This window comes from Halobacillus sp. ABH2_015 (genome assembly GCF_056158945.1).
In genome coordinates this window covers 2,981,144-2,997,852 of sequence record NZ_JBSWUG010000002.1, presented here as the reverse complement: position 1 = coordinate 2,997,852, position 16,709 = coordinate 2,981,144, and the positions used below count along the sequence as shown (strand labels likewise).

Genomic DNA, 16,709 nt, shown 5'->3' with positions numbered 1-16,709 from the left:
CCGCAGGCGTTTCTTTTCCCCGTAGGAGAGGAAACATGTTCCGTTTATGAAAATTCCCGGGTCCATCCGCCTTTGATTTTCGTGTCCCCTTCAAAGTACTGGACCGTAATCCGGCCGTCAGAAAATGAAAATTCGTCTTGAAGAAAATCGGCAAAGGCTTCGAAAATCTCTTCATCTCCATCCTCCGGTTCCCGGTTCAGATCGAGATAAATCGATGGAGCGGCCTCCACCTTACCGACACTCGGCGTATCTTCCGGCGTGTAGCGGTGCTGACTGCTCGTTGATTTTTCAAACTGGATATCGAGGTTTTCGACTCCTCCCAGCTGTTCGTCCAGATACGTCATGGACGTCTGTTTGACTTCGTCCTCCCATTTGGAGGACACATACGTATCCACCAGCTGGTTATCTTCATTCCGATAGACGAGAAATTCAATCCCGTCCTCCACATGCCTGACCTCGGCGGCGGCCTTGAACGGCTGATTGCCCATTGAATCATACATCACACCATATACTTCGGTTTCACCAGTAAATCGGTCCTCTGTATAGGCTTCGGCGTCTTCTTTTACCGCGTCCTCATTGTTGCCGCTGATGGCGATGAAAACCACCAGTACAGCGAGCAGGCCGACGGCAGCAAAAATCCCGGCACCGATGAGAAAGCGTCGCAGCGTTTTATTCATACGTCTAGCTCCTGTCCTTCATATTCTTTTGTTATTATTTCAAAAAACCCCGTCGAGGGCAATGATGAGCTCCCGCTGACAGTCGTTTTAGAGCAGAAGCAGGACAACCCTCCCACATTTCTGATAGACTATTGAAGTTAACAGAAATGCTCGATAAAGGAGGGAGAGTATGGCGATATTCTTCCAAGTCGTTCTTCCGGTCATCCTCGTCTTCGTGGCCGGATATATCCTGCAGAAAAGTCTGCATCTGGAGATTAAATCACTGTCTACGGTTACGTTGTACTTGATGCTGCCCTGCCTTGTGTTCAAAACTTTCTATGAAGCGGATTTCAACCGGGATTACTACATGATGATCCTCTTTTCCCTGACGCTTTTACTAAGTATTCTGATTCTGAATAAAATCGGTGCCCGCCTGTTCCGTTACGGGACACCGACGGAAAGCGGCCTGATCTTGTCCACCGCTTTTATGAATGCGGGCAATTACGGAACTCCGATCGTGCTGTTCGCCTTCGGGGAGCAGGGGTTCGTCTACGCGGTGACATTCATGGTGCTTCAGCAGATCGTCATGAACTTTTTCGGTGTTTATTATGCCGCCAAAGGCACCGCTGGGTTCAGCATGGCTGTCCGCACGATTTTGAAAATGCCGCCGACCCACGCCGTCTGGATGGCCTTGTTGTTTAAAGCGGCCGACGTGAACATCCCGGATAATCTGTATTCCAGTATTGAACTCGTCGGCGATGCGACCGTGCCAAGCATCATGATTCTGCTCGGAATGCAGCTGGCGAACATTACCATCAAAAATCTCGACTGGAGCAAGGTTTCCTTTGCGGCATCCATCCGACTGGTCGCTTCTCCTCTGATCGCCTGGGGGCTGACGACTGTTCTTCCAATGAACGACCTGATGGCTTCGGTCCTTATTGTAGCAGCGGCGATGCCGTCCGCCGCAACGACGACGATGTACGCTGTCCAGTTCGACGCCAAGCCCGACCTCGTTTCCAGCATCACGCTGGTGACAACCATCCTGAGTGTGGTTACGCTTCCGCTTCTCCTGACTCTATTGACGTAGAATAAGTCCGCCGTTCGCCGAGGGACTTTAGATATTCATTGTTTCTGCGATGAAAAGGGGGGCACGAGCCGCTTATCGGTGGATGCTTGCCGCGGGCACGGCCTCAGCTAACTTGGACAGGAAGACCACCTGCCCAAGTGGATCTTCGGCTCGTGCTGTTCCCGCAGGCGTCACCACCGAACGCTCTTCGTGACGCGAACAGACTATTCCCGCCTTCATTTGCTTTGAAAGAAGGACTTCCCCTGTTGAGTAGCTGGCTTTTAGGAGAAAGGAGCGTTCCTCCGGGAGTGGTCATTCAGTAATTTATGACCTATTTCTCAAGTGAATCTTCGGTATTCCCAGGATGAAAAAGCAGAAGTTCCACTTTCAAAGGAAGAACAAAAAAGGCTGTCGGGAAAAGTTATCGACAGCCTGAGGCTCCGCCAGTTCCGGCGGAGCTTTTTTATTCACTTTTTGAAGCATTACGTTTTTCACGCCAGAACAAATATAGATTCCCAAAGAAAAAAGCGACACTCAAAACGCCGCCGACTGCTGACATTTCCACCGTGTCGGTGAACCATCCAAGCAGCACATAAATGAGAAAAAATCCGGCAAATGCAAGATAAAGCATAATCTCTTCCTTTCCAAGTCAAACGTCCATCGTTAGTATAACATTCCTGGAAAGGTTATGCGGGGGGATACATATGGAAGCGGTAGACGGTGAATTGTTCCCCCATCTCGATGCTGTAGGATTCGATCGGGATGGCTTCGTAAAAAGTGCCGTCGATCTGCTCAATCGATATAGAAAGAACATATTCCTTATTTTCCATAATCGGTATAGGGAAGGGGTTCACGATTTCAATCATCCATTCATACGCGAGCCGTTCCACAAAGGCGTGGGTGTAGGTCGTCGGTGCCTCGTCGAGCCAGATGCTGGCAAGGGGAGTCAGGGAGCGGGATGTCTCTTCCAAGGCGATTCCTCCGTTTAGTTGATATGATAGTCGTTTTCCCTGTATTTTACATGTATAAACGCGCAAGCTTCGTTCTTAAGATCCTGCGCCGCCGGTAAAAGGTCGAGGAGCTGATGTTCATCCGGGCCGCAATCTCCACATTTTTATAACCGTTAAGAAGGTCGGAGAGGAGGCGCTTTTCAAAAGGAGATAGAGTGGAGGTCGGAGCAGGATCTGCCGCTGGGAGGGGTTTTTCAAAGGAGGCGAACGTATACAGCCGGCTCTGGGCCGCTGTTCTTTTTAGGTCGTTGGAGACGAGGGTTTGGTAGTGATGTCGGAGTTTGGTGTGGAAATAGGTGGAGAACTGACTTTTCGCAGGATCATAGCGTGCCTTGGCCGCGTGATAGACGAGGTAGCTTTCCTGGAAATAATCGTCGTACGGGGGTGGGAGGTGCAGGGTGTGCATCACCTTGTAAATGAGTTTTTCCAATTCGTGAAATTCCTGAATCTTTGACATGAGTCACTCCTTTCTACTTTTCTATTGTCCTACATTCGCCGCCGGCTTCCCAGCAGAAATTGCATTTTTCCTGGTGGAAATTATATTTTTTGAAAAAAGATGACACGAAAACTTCCATTTTCTTCGATTATAGAGTGAAGGCAGAAAATGAGAAGGAGTGAAGTCATGGATACGGAACAAGATTTTGAACAGCTGCTGGCCGAATGGGAAAGGAGCATCCATTACCACATCCGTAAGCTGCACATCATCGATGCGAACGGTGACTTTTATGCCGAAGGATTGTTTGCCTTATGGCAGGCCCACCGCACGTACAATCCCGAGGCTGGAGAATTTTCCACCTATGCCCACTGGAAGATCCGCAACGCGCTCATTGACCAGATCCGCCGCGAAAACAACCGTCAGGACAGGGAAAACCGGTTTGTAGAAGAACTCATCCACAGCGAAGATTACATATGGGAGGACGAACCGGTTGATACATACTTCTGGGACCAGGTGAAGAACCTGCTGACACCCAACCAGTGGAAATGGGTATCCCATCGTGTGAAGCAGGGCCGTTCTGTTGCGGAAACGGCCCGGATCGAAGGCGTGACCCAGGATGCTGTGAAAAACTGGGGACGTCATGCCCGAAATAAACTGAAGTCCTGCAGACACCTTCTTTAATCCCCACTCTTCCATCCCCATAAAAAAGTCCGGCGCCTTCCAGAAAAGCGCCGGATGTTCCTCATCGATCGATGGTTATGTTAATTTTCGTCAGTCCCATAGCCCGGGCAGCCTTGATCATCTTGGCTGCTTCCTGTTCGGCATTCTGGATATGGATTTCGTTCCTGGATATACTCAAGGTTGTCCCGCCAGACAACACGGTTGGTTCTTCCGGAGTCTCCTGGGCCAAGGCCAGCAGGGACTGGGGCTGCTGCTGTTCCGCCTGGATTTCTTCCTGACGCATACGATTGACGCGTCCACGGATTTTACGACCATGATAAACGACACTAGCATAAGGGCATCCCGTTTCGGCCGCGATTTCGCGATAGTTTTTATCAGTCTCACCGATCAGACGCTTCACTTCGCCAAGGTCATAATCGTACTGCTTACTTTTCTTTGCCACTCTCGAATCCCCCTTTTTTTCTTTCCATAAGCAATTGTATACAAGATTACAATATTTTAATAGTAGGTCCTATGAATTTATGAAATTTTTTTTAATTCCTGATATTTATAGTAGACTATTCATATGTCTTTCAGCTATTTTATTTAGAAAGTGTGAATGATTTGTATAAAAGGTTAATCTTTACTATCCTCCCATTTGCAGTGATGGGCCTGATTTTTTACTTTTCCTCCCAGCCCTATGGAGAACAGGATATGCGTCCATCGTTATCGATGTATCTTCCGCTCGATCTGCTTCGGCCGCTGCTGGCGCCGGTTTCGTTTACCTACCACGGGGAAGAGGTCAGTCTGGCCAGCCACGGCATCGACGGCATGGTGGAATTTTTCATTCGGAAAGGGGCTCATATCAGCATCTTTTTCGTATTGATGATTACCGCGTATGGAGCTTTCCTTGTGAACACACCCTGGAAAAAAAGGACAGCAGCCGTCAGCGCTCTGGTTGTAACGGTGCTGTATGCATGTCTGGATGAATACCATCAATCCCTGACGCCGGACCGTACCCCGTACATCGGGGATATCGGACTCGACAGTGTGGGGGCCCTGATCGGCCTGATCCTTATTTTGGCAGGGAACAGAAGAAGAAAATAAAAGAACCAGCGGGAATGAGCCCGCTGGTTCTTCGTTATTCAGGATTCGGCAGCTGGAACTTCGTTTTTCTGGATGGTTGTGACTCCATCCAGTTCAACAGCAAGCGCTTCGACCGTGTAGGAGGAAAGCTTATTTTGAAGCCGTCGTTCCTTCTCCTTCGTCCATTCATCAAAAACAGCCACCATCGTCGGTCCGGCACCGCTGATGTAATAGCCGAGCGACTGCTCACCTTCAAGGACCTCCGTAACAGCATCGAAACCAGGAATCAGCATTTTCCGGTACGGCTGATGCCACTGGTCGTTCTTCATCATTTTTCCAGCGAGCGCCCAGTCTTTAGAGGCAAGAGCAGCCACAAGGACATTGGCTCTCGAACTGCTTCGGACGCCCTCCTTATAATCGATCTCCAATGGAAGAATGCTCCGCGCCTTTTCGGTTTCCAAATGATAATCAGGAACGACCGAAAGCCACGTCAAGGAATCCAGGTCCTCTGTAAAATGGACATAGTCAAGGTGCTCGCCGTCATAGTTCGAGACCATGATTCCTCCATAGACGGCAGGTCCGACGTTGTCGGGGTGTCCTTCGATATCACAGGCGATCTTGAACTTCTCGTACCGTGTCAGCTCTAGATCCAGCAGCTGATCGGCAAGTTCAATGCCACCGACAACCGCCGTCGAGGAGCTCCCCAGCCCGCGGGCGACCGGCACATCGTTCGTCAACGTCACATGGGTGGGAGGGAGAGAATCAAAGCCGCGCGTCTGAGCGGCGGCCAATGCTGTTTGATAAATCAAGTTGCGCTTATCCGAAGGGATATGCGCCTGATCTTCTGCCGGAACAGAAAAATGCCACTCCTCCGCCGGCTCACAATCCAGGGTCACGTATTTGGAAAGCGCAATGCCGACCGAATCAAATCCTGGTCCTAAATTGGCGGATGTTGCAGGCACCCGGATCTGGAACCGGCTCATGACTGTACTCCTGTGACGGCGGAAGCGAACACTTCATAGTCGTTTTCAATCCGTGCCGGTTTGACAGGGCTCGTTTCAATCGCTGTCGTTGGATCTTTCAACCCGTTACCAGTCAGAACGTGGACGACTTTGGAGTCTTGAGGAATCGTACCTTCCTTCACTTTTTTAATCATGCCGGCAAGCGAGGCGCAGGAAGCAGGCTCGGCAAAGATGCCCTCCTTCTGGGCCAGCAGTTGATAAGCTTCGACGATTTCTTCATCGGTCACTTCATCAATCAACCCTTCCGACTCGTCGCGGGCCTGGATGGCTTTATCCCAGCTCGCGGGGTTTCCGATACGGATGGCTGTCGCCAGTGTTTCCGGATCTTCAATGACTTGATTACGGACAATCGCCGCAGAACCGCTGGCTTCAAAGCCCATCATTTTCGGCAGGCCGGACTGGAAACGGTCATGGTATTCCTTGAACCCTTTCCAGTAGGCTGTGATGTTCCCGGCATTTCCGACAGGGATGCTGAGGATGTCCGGTGCGGAACCGAGCGCGTCCACTACTTCAAAAGCGGCCGTTTTCTGGCCTTCAATCCGGTAAGGGTTCACCGAGTTCACCAATGTCACCGGTTCTGTTTCTGAAATTTTACGGACCATCTTCAACGCATCATCGAAGTTCCCTTTGATCGCAAAAATTTCAGCGCCGTACATGACGGCCTGGGCAAGCTTGCCTTCTGCGATTTTACCGTCCGGAATGACGACGATACAGCGGATGCCTGCACGTGCGGCAAAGGCGGCTGCTGCGGCGGATGTATTCCCTGTGGAAGCACAGATGACCGCTTCGGACCCTTCTTCAATCGCTTTGGCCATGGCCATCACCATGCCGCGGTCCTTAAAGGAACCGGTCGGATTGGCTCCTTCGAATTTCACATAGCCTTCGATTCCGAGGTCCTGGGATATCGCCGGAATCGGAAGCAGCGGAGTGTTTCCTTCGTGTAGCGTCAGTTTTGGTGTACGTTCATTGATGGGAAGAAACTCCGCATATTCATGGATTAATCCTTGCCACATGGTCATTCTCCTCCTTCGACACGGAAGACGCTGTCGATTTTTCTGACGGAATCCAAGGTTTTCAGCTCTTGAAGTGCTTTTTCGAAGTCTTCTTCACTGACTTTATGCGTCACCATCATCAATTCACGCTCGCCTTCCTGATCGGTGGCTTTCTGGGTGAATTGATCGAAGGAAATCGAATACTCGGCAAAAATATTCGTCAATTCCTTCAGCATACCGGATTGATCATCCACATGAAGACGGATGTACTTTTTCGTCAGTTTCTCGCTCTGGGCGCGCACCTGTTTCGGGAACTGTGGCTGGACGTAAGCGGTTCCCGTCGTGCCGAGTCGTATATTCTTCAAGACGGCAATCAAATCAGAAACAACGGCTGTGGCTGTCGGAAGTTTTCCGGCTCCAGGTCCGTAGAACATCGTTTCGCCGACTGCATCACCGTACACATACACCGCATTGAATTCATCGTTGACAGAAGATAATGGATGTTCAACCGGCAGCAGCGTCGGTTCGACACTGACGGATACACCGTTGGCATCGTTCTCTGCAATCCCGATCAGTTTGATGCGGTACCCGAGTTCTTCGGCATACGTAATGTCGTCAGAGGAAATGCCGCGGATGCCTTTCACATCAACATCCTCCAGACTGTACGGCATGGAGAAGCCGAGAATGGACAAAATCGTCATTTTACGAGCCGCATCAAGGCCATCCACATCAGCGGTCGGATCGGCTTCGGCAAAACCGAGGTCCTGCGCTTCTTTCAGCACGCTGTCGAAATCGACGCCGTCCTGGGCCATCTTCGTCATGATGTAGTTGGTCGTTCCGTTCACGATTCCCATCATTTTCGTAATGCGGTCGGAAGAAAGGCCGTCCATGATCGAGCGGATGATCGGGATACCACCAGCTACACTGGCTTCATAATAAAGGTCGCAGTTGTGTTTCTGGCAGGCTTCGAAAAGCTGCTCCCCGTGCTGGGCGACAAGATCCTTGTTCGCCGTTACGATATGTTTGCCGTGCTCAATGGCTTCCAGCATGATCGTCAAGGTGTGATCGATCCCACCCATCACTTCCACGATGACATCAATGTCCGGATCTCTCGTAATGTCCTCGTAGCGGTCCGTCAGTTCCGTTTCAGCCGGAACCTCACGTTCTTTCGCCATGTCACTGACAAGCACCGATTTAATCGTGACATCGCACCCCGTTTTATGTTCAATGCGTTCTTTATGATCGCGCAGAATTTCAATGACACCTGATCCGACTGTTCCCAGACCGAGCAGTCCTACCGTAATGGATTTGTTCATTCTTCACACTCCTTCTCTCTGTCTCCTATATATACACAGAATTCTTTGTATAAAGGACATTGTAACGGAAAGGAAATTGAAGTACAAGAGTGAATTATCCGACGATTACAAAGGGCGGACTCCAAGGTTTACAGGAAATTAACAATCGTGTGAAAAAGCCCTTTTAATTGCCTTGGAAACCCGCTTTTTCCAAAAGGCTTATTAATATAGTAGAAAAACAGGTTTTTCAGAAAGAAAAGAGAAAAAACACAAACCTGGAATGCATAATGGGGGAGTTGACGTTTTCCAGAAGGTGGATTATAACTAAGTGTGAAAAAAGAACCAGGAGGTGAGAACTATGTATCGTGGAGGTCTGTTTTTCTCTGGACTTATGATTAAGTATGAAAAGTACTACAAGATTCTGCTGCTCGATCTTGGATTAAGCGGCAAAGAACATGAATTCGTTCAAGATGCGCAGGAAGTGGTTCAGGATATTCAGAGGAAACTTGAGACGGCAGCAAGCGATCAGGAGAAGTGCGCCCTGTTTTACTCGGCGCTGAGGAAACGGCTGGTCGACATCTATGGCGGAAATGGAAGCACCCCCGTTTAACACTGCATCCATTGAAAGGAATGCCCCCTCATTTGAAAGGCCTCACGCATACAATCACCTCATCAATAGAAGAATCAGGCAGGGAAAATGGGAAAGTCACATAGAAAAAAAGACAGGGATTCGGAAGCGGAGAAATTCCATAAAAAACCTTGTCCGCTTCCCGTTCTGTCTGCAGGACTTATGATACAATACAGATAGAATCACTGGGAAATCAAGGAACTGATTCAATTTCTTTATCCGGATACATACACAAATTTTTGTCGTCTTGACAGGAACTTTCCCCGTTCATGACGAATGAAACGTTTAAGGCTTGACCAGTGAGCCGGAACTCTACATAACAGCGCGGAGCGGCCCGGCCGATCCGCCAAAAGACAAAGGAGTGTTGGACATGTGGAAAGACGAATACAAACGCTGGAAAGACTTTTCTGATCTTGATGAGAATCTGTCCGTCGAATTGGAAAAGATCGTAGAAGACGAGGCATCTTTAGAGGATGCTTTCTACAAGAACCTTGAGTTCGGTACAGGCGGTATGCGCGGGAAAATCGGTCCCGGTACAAACCGGATGAATATTTACACCGTTCGGAAAGCCGCTGAAGGTCTGGCTTCCTATGTCAATGACCAGGGGATGTCCAAGCGCGGCGTTGCCATTGCGTACGATTCCCGGTATATGTCGAAAGAATTCGCAGTTGAAACAGCGAAGGTTCTTGGACGCCACGGCATTCCTTCCTATGTATTTACATCCTTGCGGCCGACACCGGAGCTGTCTTTTGCGGTCCGTCACTTGAAGGCGGCGGCAGGTGTTGTCGTCACCGCCAGCCACAATCCTCCGGAATACAATGGCTTCAAAGCTTACAATGAAGACGGCGGACAGCTGCCTCCAGCCCAGGCGGAAGTGATGATCGACTTCGTCAACAAGGTCGAAAATGAGCTGAACGTAGAAGCAGCGGACCAAAAGCAGCTGGAACAGGACGGTCTGCTCCGCTGGGTGGACGAGGACGTCGATGCCGCTTATATGGAAGCTTTGAAAACCGTAAGTGTCCGCGGCGACCTGCCGAAAGATCTTTCGGTCGTGTTCACACCGCTGCATGGAACTGCCCGCCACCTCGTGGAGCAGGGCTTGAAGCAGAACGGCTTCAACTCTGTGCACATCGTCGAAGAGCAGGCCACGCCGGATCCGGAATTTTCAACGGTGGCTTCACCGAACCCGGAAGAACACCAGGCCTTTGAAATGGCGATCGATCAGGGGAAAGCAGTGGGCGCGGACATCCTGATGGCTACAGATCCGGACGCAGACCGTCTCGGCGTTGCCGTGCCGGATGAGAACGGGGAGTACAAAGTGCTGACTGGTAACCAGACAGGGGCCCTGCTTCTTGATTATATTCTCGGCCAGAGCGCTTCCATTCCGGAAAACGGCCTGCTTGTGAAAACGATCGTAACGTCTGAATTCGGCCGTGTGATCGCTGATTCCTACGGGATTTCCTCTCTGGATACATTGACAGGCTTCAAATTTATCGGAGAGAAAATCCGCGAGTACGAACAGTCCGGCGAGTACAAGTTCCTCTTCGGCTACGAGGAAAGCTACGGCTATTTAGTGAAGGATTTCGCCCGTGATAAAGATGCCGTCCAGGCTGCTGTACTTGCCGCAGAGGCGGCGGCTTACTGGAAGAGCCAGGGGAAAACACTGGTGGAAGCCCTGGATACGCTGTATCAGAAGCACGGCTATTTCCTTGAAGACTTGAAGTCGGTCACATTGGAAGGAAAATCAGGAGCGGATACGATCGAGAAAATCATGAACGATTTCCGTGAGGCGGACATTCAGGAAGCCGGCGGAAAGAAAGTCATGGCAGTGGAGGATTACTCCACAACGGTCCGCCAGCTGGTACAGGAAGGAACCACAGAGGAAATCGATCTTCCGACCTCCAATGTCGTGAAGTTCATTCTTGAGGATGACTGCTGGTTCTGCCTGCGTCCATCCGGAACAGAGCCTAAAATCAAATTCTATTACGGAGTGAAGTCCACTACACGCCGTGAAAGTGAAGAACTGCTTGCGTCCGTCAAAGCTGCGGTCGACGAGCGTCTCCACGCCATCATCTAATCAAATGAAATCCGGTCTCCTTTTCAGGGGACCGGATTTTTAATTTCCTTCTTCCTCTCATAGAGGCGCCCCCCCCCTTTTTGTAGGTGGGTGGTCACGTTCCGCTTATCGGTGGATGCTTGCCGCGGGCACGGCCTCAGCTAACTTGGACAGGAAGACCACCTGTCCAAGTGGATCTTCGGCTCGCGCTGTTCCCGCAGGCGTCACCACCGAACGCTCCACGAGACCTTACCCAGTAAGGATCGGAAAATCCTTTTCAATTCCGAAAGAAGCGCAGACCATTCAACTCCTGCGGAAAAACGGACGGCCGAGGCCCCGCAGGGCGGTCTCCCCGAGGAGACTTGGCCGTTCGTCCGCGGAAAGGGAATGGTTTGCGCTCCTGGAGGGCCTGGAGGATATCGGTTATGCCTGCATTCTGAAAATCCGGTCTCCTTATTCAAGGGGCCGGATTTGTTCCGCCTAACTTTGCGGATCCATCTAGAAAGGGCTTTCAATTGATTGACAAATGAGCGATAATAGAATAAAATACTGAAAATTCAGATATAACATAAAAAGGGGTGGGCCCATGTTGAACATAAAGATGTTGAAGCCATATTATGTTAAAGAAGATAAACGTTTTATTCGCATCGTCTTAGCCTACCAGTACTTTTCATTGTTTATTGACGACGAACTTTATCAGTTTATTCCAATGGAAGCAAGAGAAATAATCATCGACCGCAATCGTCAGAAGGTGCACAATGTCTTCGATATTTTCGTGTTTCAGCGCGGTAAAAATATGGTGTATGTATCCGTAGCGGATTTGCTGCAGCTGCCGGAATTTCTGACACACCTTCATTCGATTGTGTCGCCGTATTATGAAGAGGGGATTGACATCAGCCAGCAATCATCTAAAGAAGTGAGAGCCATCATCCGTGAATTGGAAAAAGAAAACCTCCGGCGCCTGATCGATCAGGCCATTGATGAGGACGATCAGGAAGCTTTCCAAGTGCTGACCGAGAAATGGAAAGCGATGCATTCATAGGTGCCGGGCTGATTATTTTGGCCCGGTTCTTTTTGTCTGATATACTATTCTACATAAAACCACAACGATTTTCCTAAAAATACTGAAATATAAGTGATAAATGTTAAAAACATATGAATTTTTTTCAAATGTGGTGGCGTATAATCCATTATAATAGGTTTATACTTACAGGATTAGGAAAAGAAGAACCGGGAAACGGGGAGGTTAACAAGATGAAAGCGATGCCTAAAGATCGTCTGCTGGATGATGAGTGGATCGACTTGATACAGGAAGCGAAAGCTTTAGGCCTGAGTAAGGAAGAAGTAGAAAATTTCCTGCGCGGCGGAACGGAACTGTATAAACTAGTATAACACCCTTTATTTTTCAAGGGTGTCTTTTTTTATGCCTCCCATTATAATGAGTATATAGTAGTAGTTGGAAGGAGGGTCGGCATGAAAAACTTTGAAATGATCAATCTGCTCAAAGATTGTGCCATTGCATTCAATATACCAGTCCATTTAATCGATCGAAAGAACGCAGCCATCTTTCAATATCCTGACACTTTTCTTAAACCACCGGAAGAAATTCTGGAAACCCGCCATCCTTATCTTCAGGAAGCAAGGAAGATGCCCGGCACCCTGCACCTGTTAAAGGATCCTTTTAACCAGTATGCTTTTTTTTATGCGTATGAAAATCCACAGAAGGAAACCGTGGTCGCCCTGCTCGGTCCATTCCTCCATGAAATATCAGACTATAAAGAGGTCCAGCTGAGTTTGATTATGAATGATCTTTCCTCCTCTCTTGCAGAGGAATTTGCCGGATACCTGGATCATCTGCCGGTAAGGACGCCGAAGGAACTGGCATCCATCCAGCGCGTCTTACAGCATGTGCTGCCAGGGAAAAAGGAAAAAGAGAAGAAAGATCCAACAGAGCCTGATCTTCTGCATCATTATGAAGAATATGCGGCATCGCTTGAATCCTACCCGGATACGGTGGCGTCGAAGCAGGAATTCATGGAACGTTTCAAACGTGGGGAAAAACAGGCAGTGGAAGCGTATTATGCATTGATGGACAATAACCTCTCTCATATAAAAAATCATGTGCGTTCCTTTAAAAACCATCTGATCCGTCTGGTTACGGAATTGAGCCTTCTTTGTGTAGAAAAAGGAGCGCAGCCGGATGAAACAGGGTCATTAAGTGATTTCCATATCAGTTTTCTGGAGACGAAAGAGACCGTCGAGGAACTGGAAGGATTGGAATCTATCATTCTTCGTTCGTTCCTGGAAAGAATCCAGGGGGTGGGGAGGCAGTCCTTTTCTCCGTTGGTGGAGCGCGCACAGAAATATATTTTCCAAAACCTGACGAAAGATTTGACGTTAAAGGAAATTGCGGAAACATTGAACGTCAATCCGAATTATTTATCCGGCGTCTTCACAAAAGAAACCGGCGTATCGATCACCCAGTTCATCAATCAGCAGCGGATTACCGAAGCGAAAGAGCTCTTATGCATCACAGAGCATTCGCTTATGGATATCAGTATGCTGCTCGGCTACAACAGCCAGAGTTATTTCACAAGGGTTTTCAAAAGTGTGGAAGGGATCGGTCCGAAAGAATTCCGTCAGAAATATCGAATAAAGGAAAAGTAATCAGCTGATCCAGTTTCAGCTGATTTTTTGTGAGGAATTGTTCTTAAAAACGGACTATTTGTGAGTATATAGAAGATACAAGCAGGAATGTGTGGAATATATGTTCTTTATAATGAAAAATGGTTGTTTATTTCCAATGGAACAGCGTTTATAATATTCTTAATAACGAACAAAAAGATAGGTTAATTATGTCAGGAGTCATCTGACGATGGAAGGTGAGGTAGGTGGAAGTGACGCCGATTGGTGAAAAAATCCGTATCCTGCGCACCGGCAGAGGTTTATCTGTCAACGAGTTTGCCAAACGTTCTGGTGTATCCAAATCGTATATCAGCAACATTGAAAGAGGGGTACAGAAGAACCCTTCCTTAATCGTGATGGGAAAACTCGCCCGGACGCTGGAGGTACCGCTGGAAGAGTTATTAACGCATAAGTATGCCGAAGAAACGGGGAATGGACAGAGCCGATAGCGGACGAAAGGAGACGATCATATGGTGAAACAGGAGGAATACAGAGAATGGGTGACTCTGATCAAAGAAGCCAGACAGCTCGGTCTGAGTCTGGAGGAGGTCAAGGATTTCCTGGAGAATCCCCGGGTGCCGGAACTTCTCACCGAAGGGACGGGGGACTGTGAAGGGTAAAACCGTCTTCACGAGAGAAGCAGGCTGGCGCAATGTCACAGCGGTTTCCCCGCGTGTCACGGACAAACGCAGAGCCTGCACACTCTCTTCCATAGTGGATCAGTATTCCCAGCTGCTCATCAAGCCTGGATGGGATATCTTTGTGATCAACGGCAGGATAGGAGGGAGAAAGAAAGAAACGGTTCAATGGGAAGAATCGTTCATGAAGGCTGTGACGGGGGATGAGTCCCCGCTTTCCTACCTGCAGGCGTCCCTCTGTTATCACCATCTGCTGGAATATACGAACGAGACGTCCGGAGTCATCACCCAGGCCGTCCTCGACGATAGGTATGCCCGTACACTTGATCTGTTCGGTGCTTGGCCGTTTGGAAAGCAGCTCCGCAGCTTCAATCCACTGTTCTTCTATGATTCTCTTTTTCATCCGGCTGTCGTCTTTTTTACGTACCATCGTGAAGGTGGTGCGGTCATACGGAAACATGTCCATCGTTTCGCTCATGGAAGCTATGAGCTGAAGACATTGACGCGCAGGTGGGCAGCCATTTCTTAACCGGCCTTTATAAAAGGGCCGGTTTTTTTGCGATGTCGAAAGATCAACGGCCTTTTCTACCATTTTCTTCTTTTCATTCTGACAAAAATAGATTATGATGTAACAAAGTATTTTGAATTTTATTGACAGATCATTCCGAGAAACGTAGAAAATATGGGGACGCTTATTCCAAGACGGCATACAGCAGGAAGTGTCCTTACATGAGGACCGTCGGAAAAAGGCGTTTGATACCGAACCGTTAAGTAAATAGGAATATATAGGAACATCATAAATGAAAAGGTGGGTCGTATGGAGAATCTTAAAGAAGTGCTGGAGAACATCATCCAGCGGACGGAGAATTCCGAACTGTTATCATCTCAGGAAGTCATCAACCAGCTGATTCAGCAGCTGCAGGAATAGATCGTGTGGAGCATCGCTGAGGACTATGGCGGTGTTTTTCCATGTTCCGGGTTTTACATAAGCTGAGAAAAAAGGCTCACGGGAAAGATAACGGAATCTTCGCGTGCCTGTGATATACTAATACCGACAAGAGTAAACTTACCAAGTAAGCGAGGATTTCTATGAACATTACTGTTGAAATTATCGTAGCGCTGCTGCTGTCGATGGCGGTCAGCTATGCGCTTGTATTCCCTGTTATGAAGCTAGCTGTTAAATGGAAAATGATGGATTATCCGGAATTGCGTAAAATCCATAAAGAAATCACCCCGCGCATGGGCGGGCTGGCAATCTTTGGAGGAGCAGCCGCCGGCATGCTGTTTATCCGCCCGGATATGCCGTATATAGGACCGATCATCATCGGAGCGTTCATCATCGTCTTGACCGGATTATTGGACGACCGCTATCAGATCCGGCCGATCTTCAAGCTTGGCGGCCAGGTGGCTGCTGCGGCTGTTTTGATCTTTTCCGGTTTGAAAGTGGACGTGCTTAGTATTCCGTTCATCGGAATGGTCTCTCTGAGTGATCCCATCAGCATCATCTTTACGTTTCTATGGATCATCGGTATTACCAATGCCATCAACCTGATTGACGGCCTGGATGGACTGGCGGCCGGTGTATCGACTATATCCCTGATCAGCATCGCGGTGATGGCGCTTGCCATTGAACCGCAGATTTCCATTGTCTATTTATGTATAGTTCTGATCGGAAGCAACATCGGGTTCTTGTTCCACAACTTCAACCCTGCCTCGATTTACATGGGGGACACAGGATCCCTGTTTTTAGGTTATTCCATGGCCGTCATTTCCATGGTCGGTCTGTTCAAGAACGTGACATTGTTCAGCTTTGTCATTCCGATCATCGTCCTTGCTGTGCCGGTGTTTGATACGTTGTTCTCGATTTTGCGGAGAATGATCAACAAGCAGAAGATTATGATGCCGGATAACAAACACATCCATTATCAAATTCTTGCCGCCGGCTTCAGCCACAGAGCAACGGTTCTGATCATTTATGCCTTCAGTGCCTTATTCGGCCTGCTGGCGCTCTTATTTTCGCTGACATCCTTCGGGATATCGCTGATCATCACGTTCGTCCTTTTGTTTCTGCTTCATCTTTTTGCAGAAATGACAGGAGTCGTCTACCGCGGCAAGCGGCCGATCATCGGTTTGTTTTCGAAAAAGGAACGCGAAAAAAACAAAGAAAAAGAAAAAGCATAATAAAAAACAAGGCTGTCGAGACTTTATCGACAGCCTTGTTTTTTTCTGATTTCTTTTTTTTTTCACCTTGTTCATTTGTTATCCTATAAAAATTGTAATTATAGAAGAGCTTGTCCCGGAAAATCACTTACTCCGTCATAGGTTTCTCTTTTACCTCCCGAAAAAGTACGGCCCTGCTATTCTGAAGACAATGGACGTCCTTCCCTGGATCCTCTTGTATGATTCAAAATGATGTGCATCGGGTTATTTTATGGCATCCGTTCCGAACGTGAGTTTCAACGGCAGATTCAAAAAAACG

The 16,709-nt window shown here is 48.5% G+C and carries 20 protein-coding genes; 12 read left to right on the top strand and 8 right to left on the bottom strand.

Features of this window, described 5'->3' with window-relative positions; all coding sequences use genetic code 11:
* Window positions 1–44: 44 nt before the first annotated feature.
* Window positions 45–677, bottom strand: coding sequence for a hypothetical protein (locus tag ACXAD6_RS15660; protein WP_474969674.1), 633 nt, complete (start codon window positions 675–677; stop codon window positions 45–47).
* Between the two features lie 169 nt (window positions 678–846).
* Here ACXAD6_RS15660 and ACXAD6_RS15655 point away from each other — a divergent pair, with 169 nt between their 5' ends.
* Window positions 847–1,743 carry an AEC family transporter gene (locus ACXAD6_RS15655; RefSeq protein WP_474969673.1) on the top strand — a complete coding sequence of 299 codons (897 nt, stop codon included), beginning with the start codon at window positions 847–849 and terminating at the stop codon, window positions 1,741–1,743.
* A gap of 442 nt (window positions 1,744–2,185) precedes the next feature.
* Here the strand turns inward: ACXAD6_RS15655 and ACXAD6_RS15650 are convergent, their stop codons facing one another.
* The 3 genes from ACXAD6_RS15650 to ACXAD6_RS15640 are packed head-to-tail and all read right to left on the bottom strand — an operon-like array spanning window position 2,186 to window position 3,189.
* Window positions 2,186–2,353: a hypothetical protein gene (locus ACXAD6_RS15650; RefSeq protein WP_206933208.1), complete on the bottom strand. Its 168-nt coding sequence runs from the start codon at window positions 2,351–2,353 to the stop codon at window positions 2,186–2,188.
* A 55-nt stretch (window positions 2,354–2,408) separates the two neighbouring features.
* Window positions 2,409–2,693 (bottom strand): hypothetical protein, encoded by a 285-nt coding sequence (locus ACXAD6_RS15645; RefSeq protein WP_474906408.1) that lies wholly within the window; start codon window positions 2,691–2,693, stop codon window positions 2,409–2,411.
* A gap of 46 nt (window positions 2,694–2,739) precedes the next feature.
* The gene (locus tag ACXAD6_RS15640) at window positions 2,740–3,189 is read right to left on the bottom strand and encodes a helix-turn-helix transcriptional regulator (protein WP_474906410.1); all 450 of its coding nucleotides are present in this window, start codon (window positions 3,187–3,189) and stop codon (window positions 2,740–2,742) included.
* A 165-nt stretch (window positions 3,190–3,354) separates the two neighbouring features.
* Here ACXAD6_RS15640 and ACXAD6_RS15635 point away from each other — a divergent pair, with 165 nt between their 5' ends.
* Entirely contained in the window at window positions 3,355–3,849 is a 495-nt protein-coding gene (locus ACXAD6_RS15635; RefSeq protein WP_474969672.1) for a sigma-70 family RNA polymerase sigma factor, read from the top strand.
* A 61-nt stretch (window positions 3,850–3,910) separates the two neighbouring features.
* On the opposite strand, the gene ACXAD6_RS15630 is transcribed toward ACXAD6_RS15635, so the two are convergent.
* Window positions 3,911–4,291, bottom strand: a complete 381-nt coding sequence (locus ACXAD6_RS15630; protein ID WP_027954827.1) for a hypothetical protein — start codon at window positions 4,289–4,291, stop codon at window positions 3,911–3,913.
* 152 nt (window positions 4,292–4,443) lie between these two features.
* Between ACXAD6_RS15630 and ACXAD6_RS15625 the strand changes: the two genes are divergently transcribed.
* Complete coding sequence (locus ACXAD6_RS15625) at window positions 4,444–4,935, top strand: VanZ family protein (RefSeq protein ID WP_474969671.1); 492 nt, start codon at window positions 4,444–4,446, stop codon at window positions 4,933–4,935.
* A gap of 38 nt (window positions 4,936–4,973) precedes the next feature.
* Here the strand turns inward: ACXAD6_RS15625 and thrB are convergent, their stop codons facing one another.
* The 3 genes from thrB to ACXAD6_RS15610 are packed head-to-tail and all read right to left on the bottom strand — an operon-like array spanning window position 4,974 to window position 8,244.
* Window positions 4,974–5,897, bottom strand: a complete 924-nt coding sequence (gene thrB / locus ACXAD6_RS15620) for a homoserine kinase (RefSeq protein WP_474969670.1) — start codon at window positions 5,895–5,897, stop codon at window positions 4,974–4,976.
* Window positions 5,894–6,949, bottom strand: coding sequence for a threonine synthase (gene thrC / locus ACXAD6_RS15615; RefSeq protein ID WP_474969669.1), 1,056 nt, complete (start codon window positions 6,947–6,949; stop codon window positions 5,894–5,896). Before thrC ends, thrB begins: the two co-directional genes overlap by 4 nt.
* Window positions 6,950–6,951: 2 nt before the next feature.
* Complete coding sequence (locus ACXAD6_RS15610) at window positions 6,952–8,244, bottom strand: homoserine dehydrogenase (RefSeq protein ID WP_474969668.1); 1,293 nt, start codon at window positions 8,242–8,244, stop codon at window positions 6,952–6,954.
* Window positions 8,245–8,581: 337 nt separating this feature from the next.
* On the opposite strand from ACXAD6_RS15610, the gene ACXAD6_RS15605 reads away from it, so the two are divergent.
* From ACXAD6_RS15605 to ACXAD6_RS15565, 9 genes are all read left to right on the top strand, one after another.
* Entirely contained in the window at window positions 8,582–8,833 is a 252-nt protein-coding gene (locus ACXAD6_RS15605; RefSeq protein WP_027954832.1) for a hypothetical protein, read from the top strand.
* A 388-nt stretch (window positions 8,834–9,221) separates the two neighbouring features.
* A complete protein-coding gene (locus tag ACXAD6_RS15600; RefSeq protein WP_474969667.1) occupies window positions 9,222–10,928 on the top strand; it encodes a phospho-sugar mutase in 1,707 nt (568 codons plus the stop codon).
* Between the two features lie 565 nt (window positions 10,929–11,493).
* Complete coding sequence (locus ACXAD6_RS15595) at window positions 11,494–11,949, top strand: IDEAL domain-containing protein (RefSeq protein WP_474969666.1); 456 nt, start codon at window positions 11,494–11,496, stop codon at window positions 11,947–11,949.
* A 212-nt stretch (window positions 11,950–12,161) separates the two neighbouring features.
* Window positions 12,162–12,299, top strand: coding sequence for an anti-repressor SinI family protein (locus tag ACXAD6_RS15590; protein WP_474969665.1), 138 nt, complete (start codon window positions 12,162–12,164; stop codon window positions 12,297–12,299).
* A gap of 81 nt (window positions 12,300–12,380) precedes the next feature.
* Window positions 12,381–13,574, top strand: coding sequence for an AraC family transcriptional regulator (locus ACXAD6_RS15585; protein WP_474969664.1), 1,194 nt, complete (start codon window positions 12,381–12,383; stop codon window positions 13,572–13,574).
* Between the two features lie 224 nt (window positions 13,575–13,798).
* Window positions 13,799–14,041: a helix-turn-helix domain-containing protein gene (locus tag ACXAD6_RS15580; RefSeq protein WP_474969663.1), complete on the top strand. Its 243-nt coding sequence runs from the start codon at window positions 13,799–13,801 to the stop codon at window positions 14,039–14,041.
* A 21-nt stretch (window positions 14,042–14,062) separates the two neighbouring features.
* Window positions 14,063–14,212, top strand: a complete 150-nt coding sequence (locus ACXAD6_RS15575) for an anti-repressor SinI family protein (RefSeq protein ID WP_474969662.1) — start codon at window positions 14,063–14,065, stop codon at window positions 14,210–14,212.
* The gene (locus ACXAD6_RS15570) at window positions 14,202–14,759 is read left to right on the top strand and encodes a hypothetical protein (protein ID WP_474969661.1); all 558 of its coding nucleotides are present in this window, start codon (window positions 14,202–14,204) and stop codon (window positions 14,757–14,759) included. The genes ACXAD6_RS15575 and ACXAD6_RS15570 overlap by 11 nt, the downstream gene beginning before the upstream one ends.
* Before the next feature lie 560 nt (window positions 14,760–15,319).
* On the top strand, window positions 15,320–16,411 hold the full coding sequence (locus ACXAD6_RS15565) for an MraY family glycosyltransferase (protein WP_474969660.1): 1,092 nt from the start codon (window positions 15,320–15,322) through the stop codon (window positions 16,409–16,411).
* Window positions 16,412–16,709 lie beyond the last annotated feature (298 nt).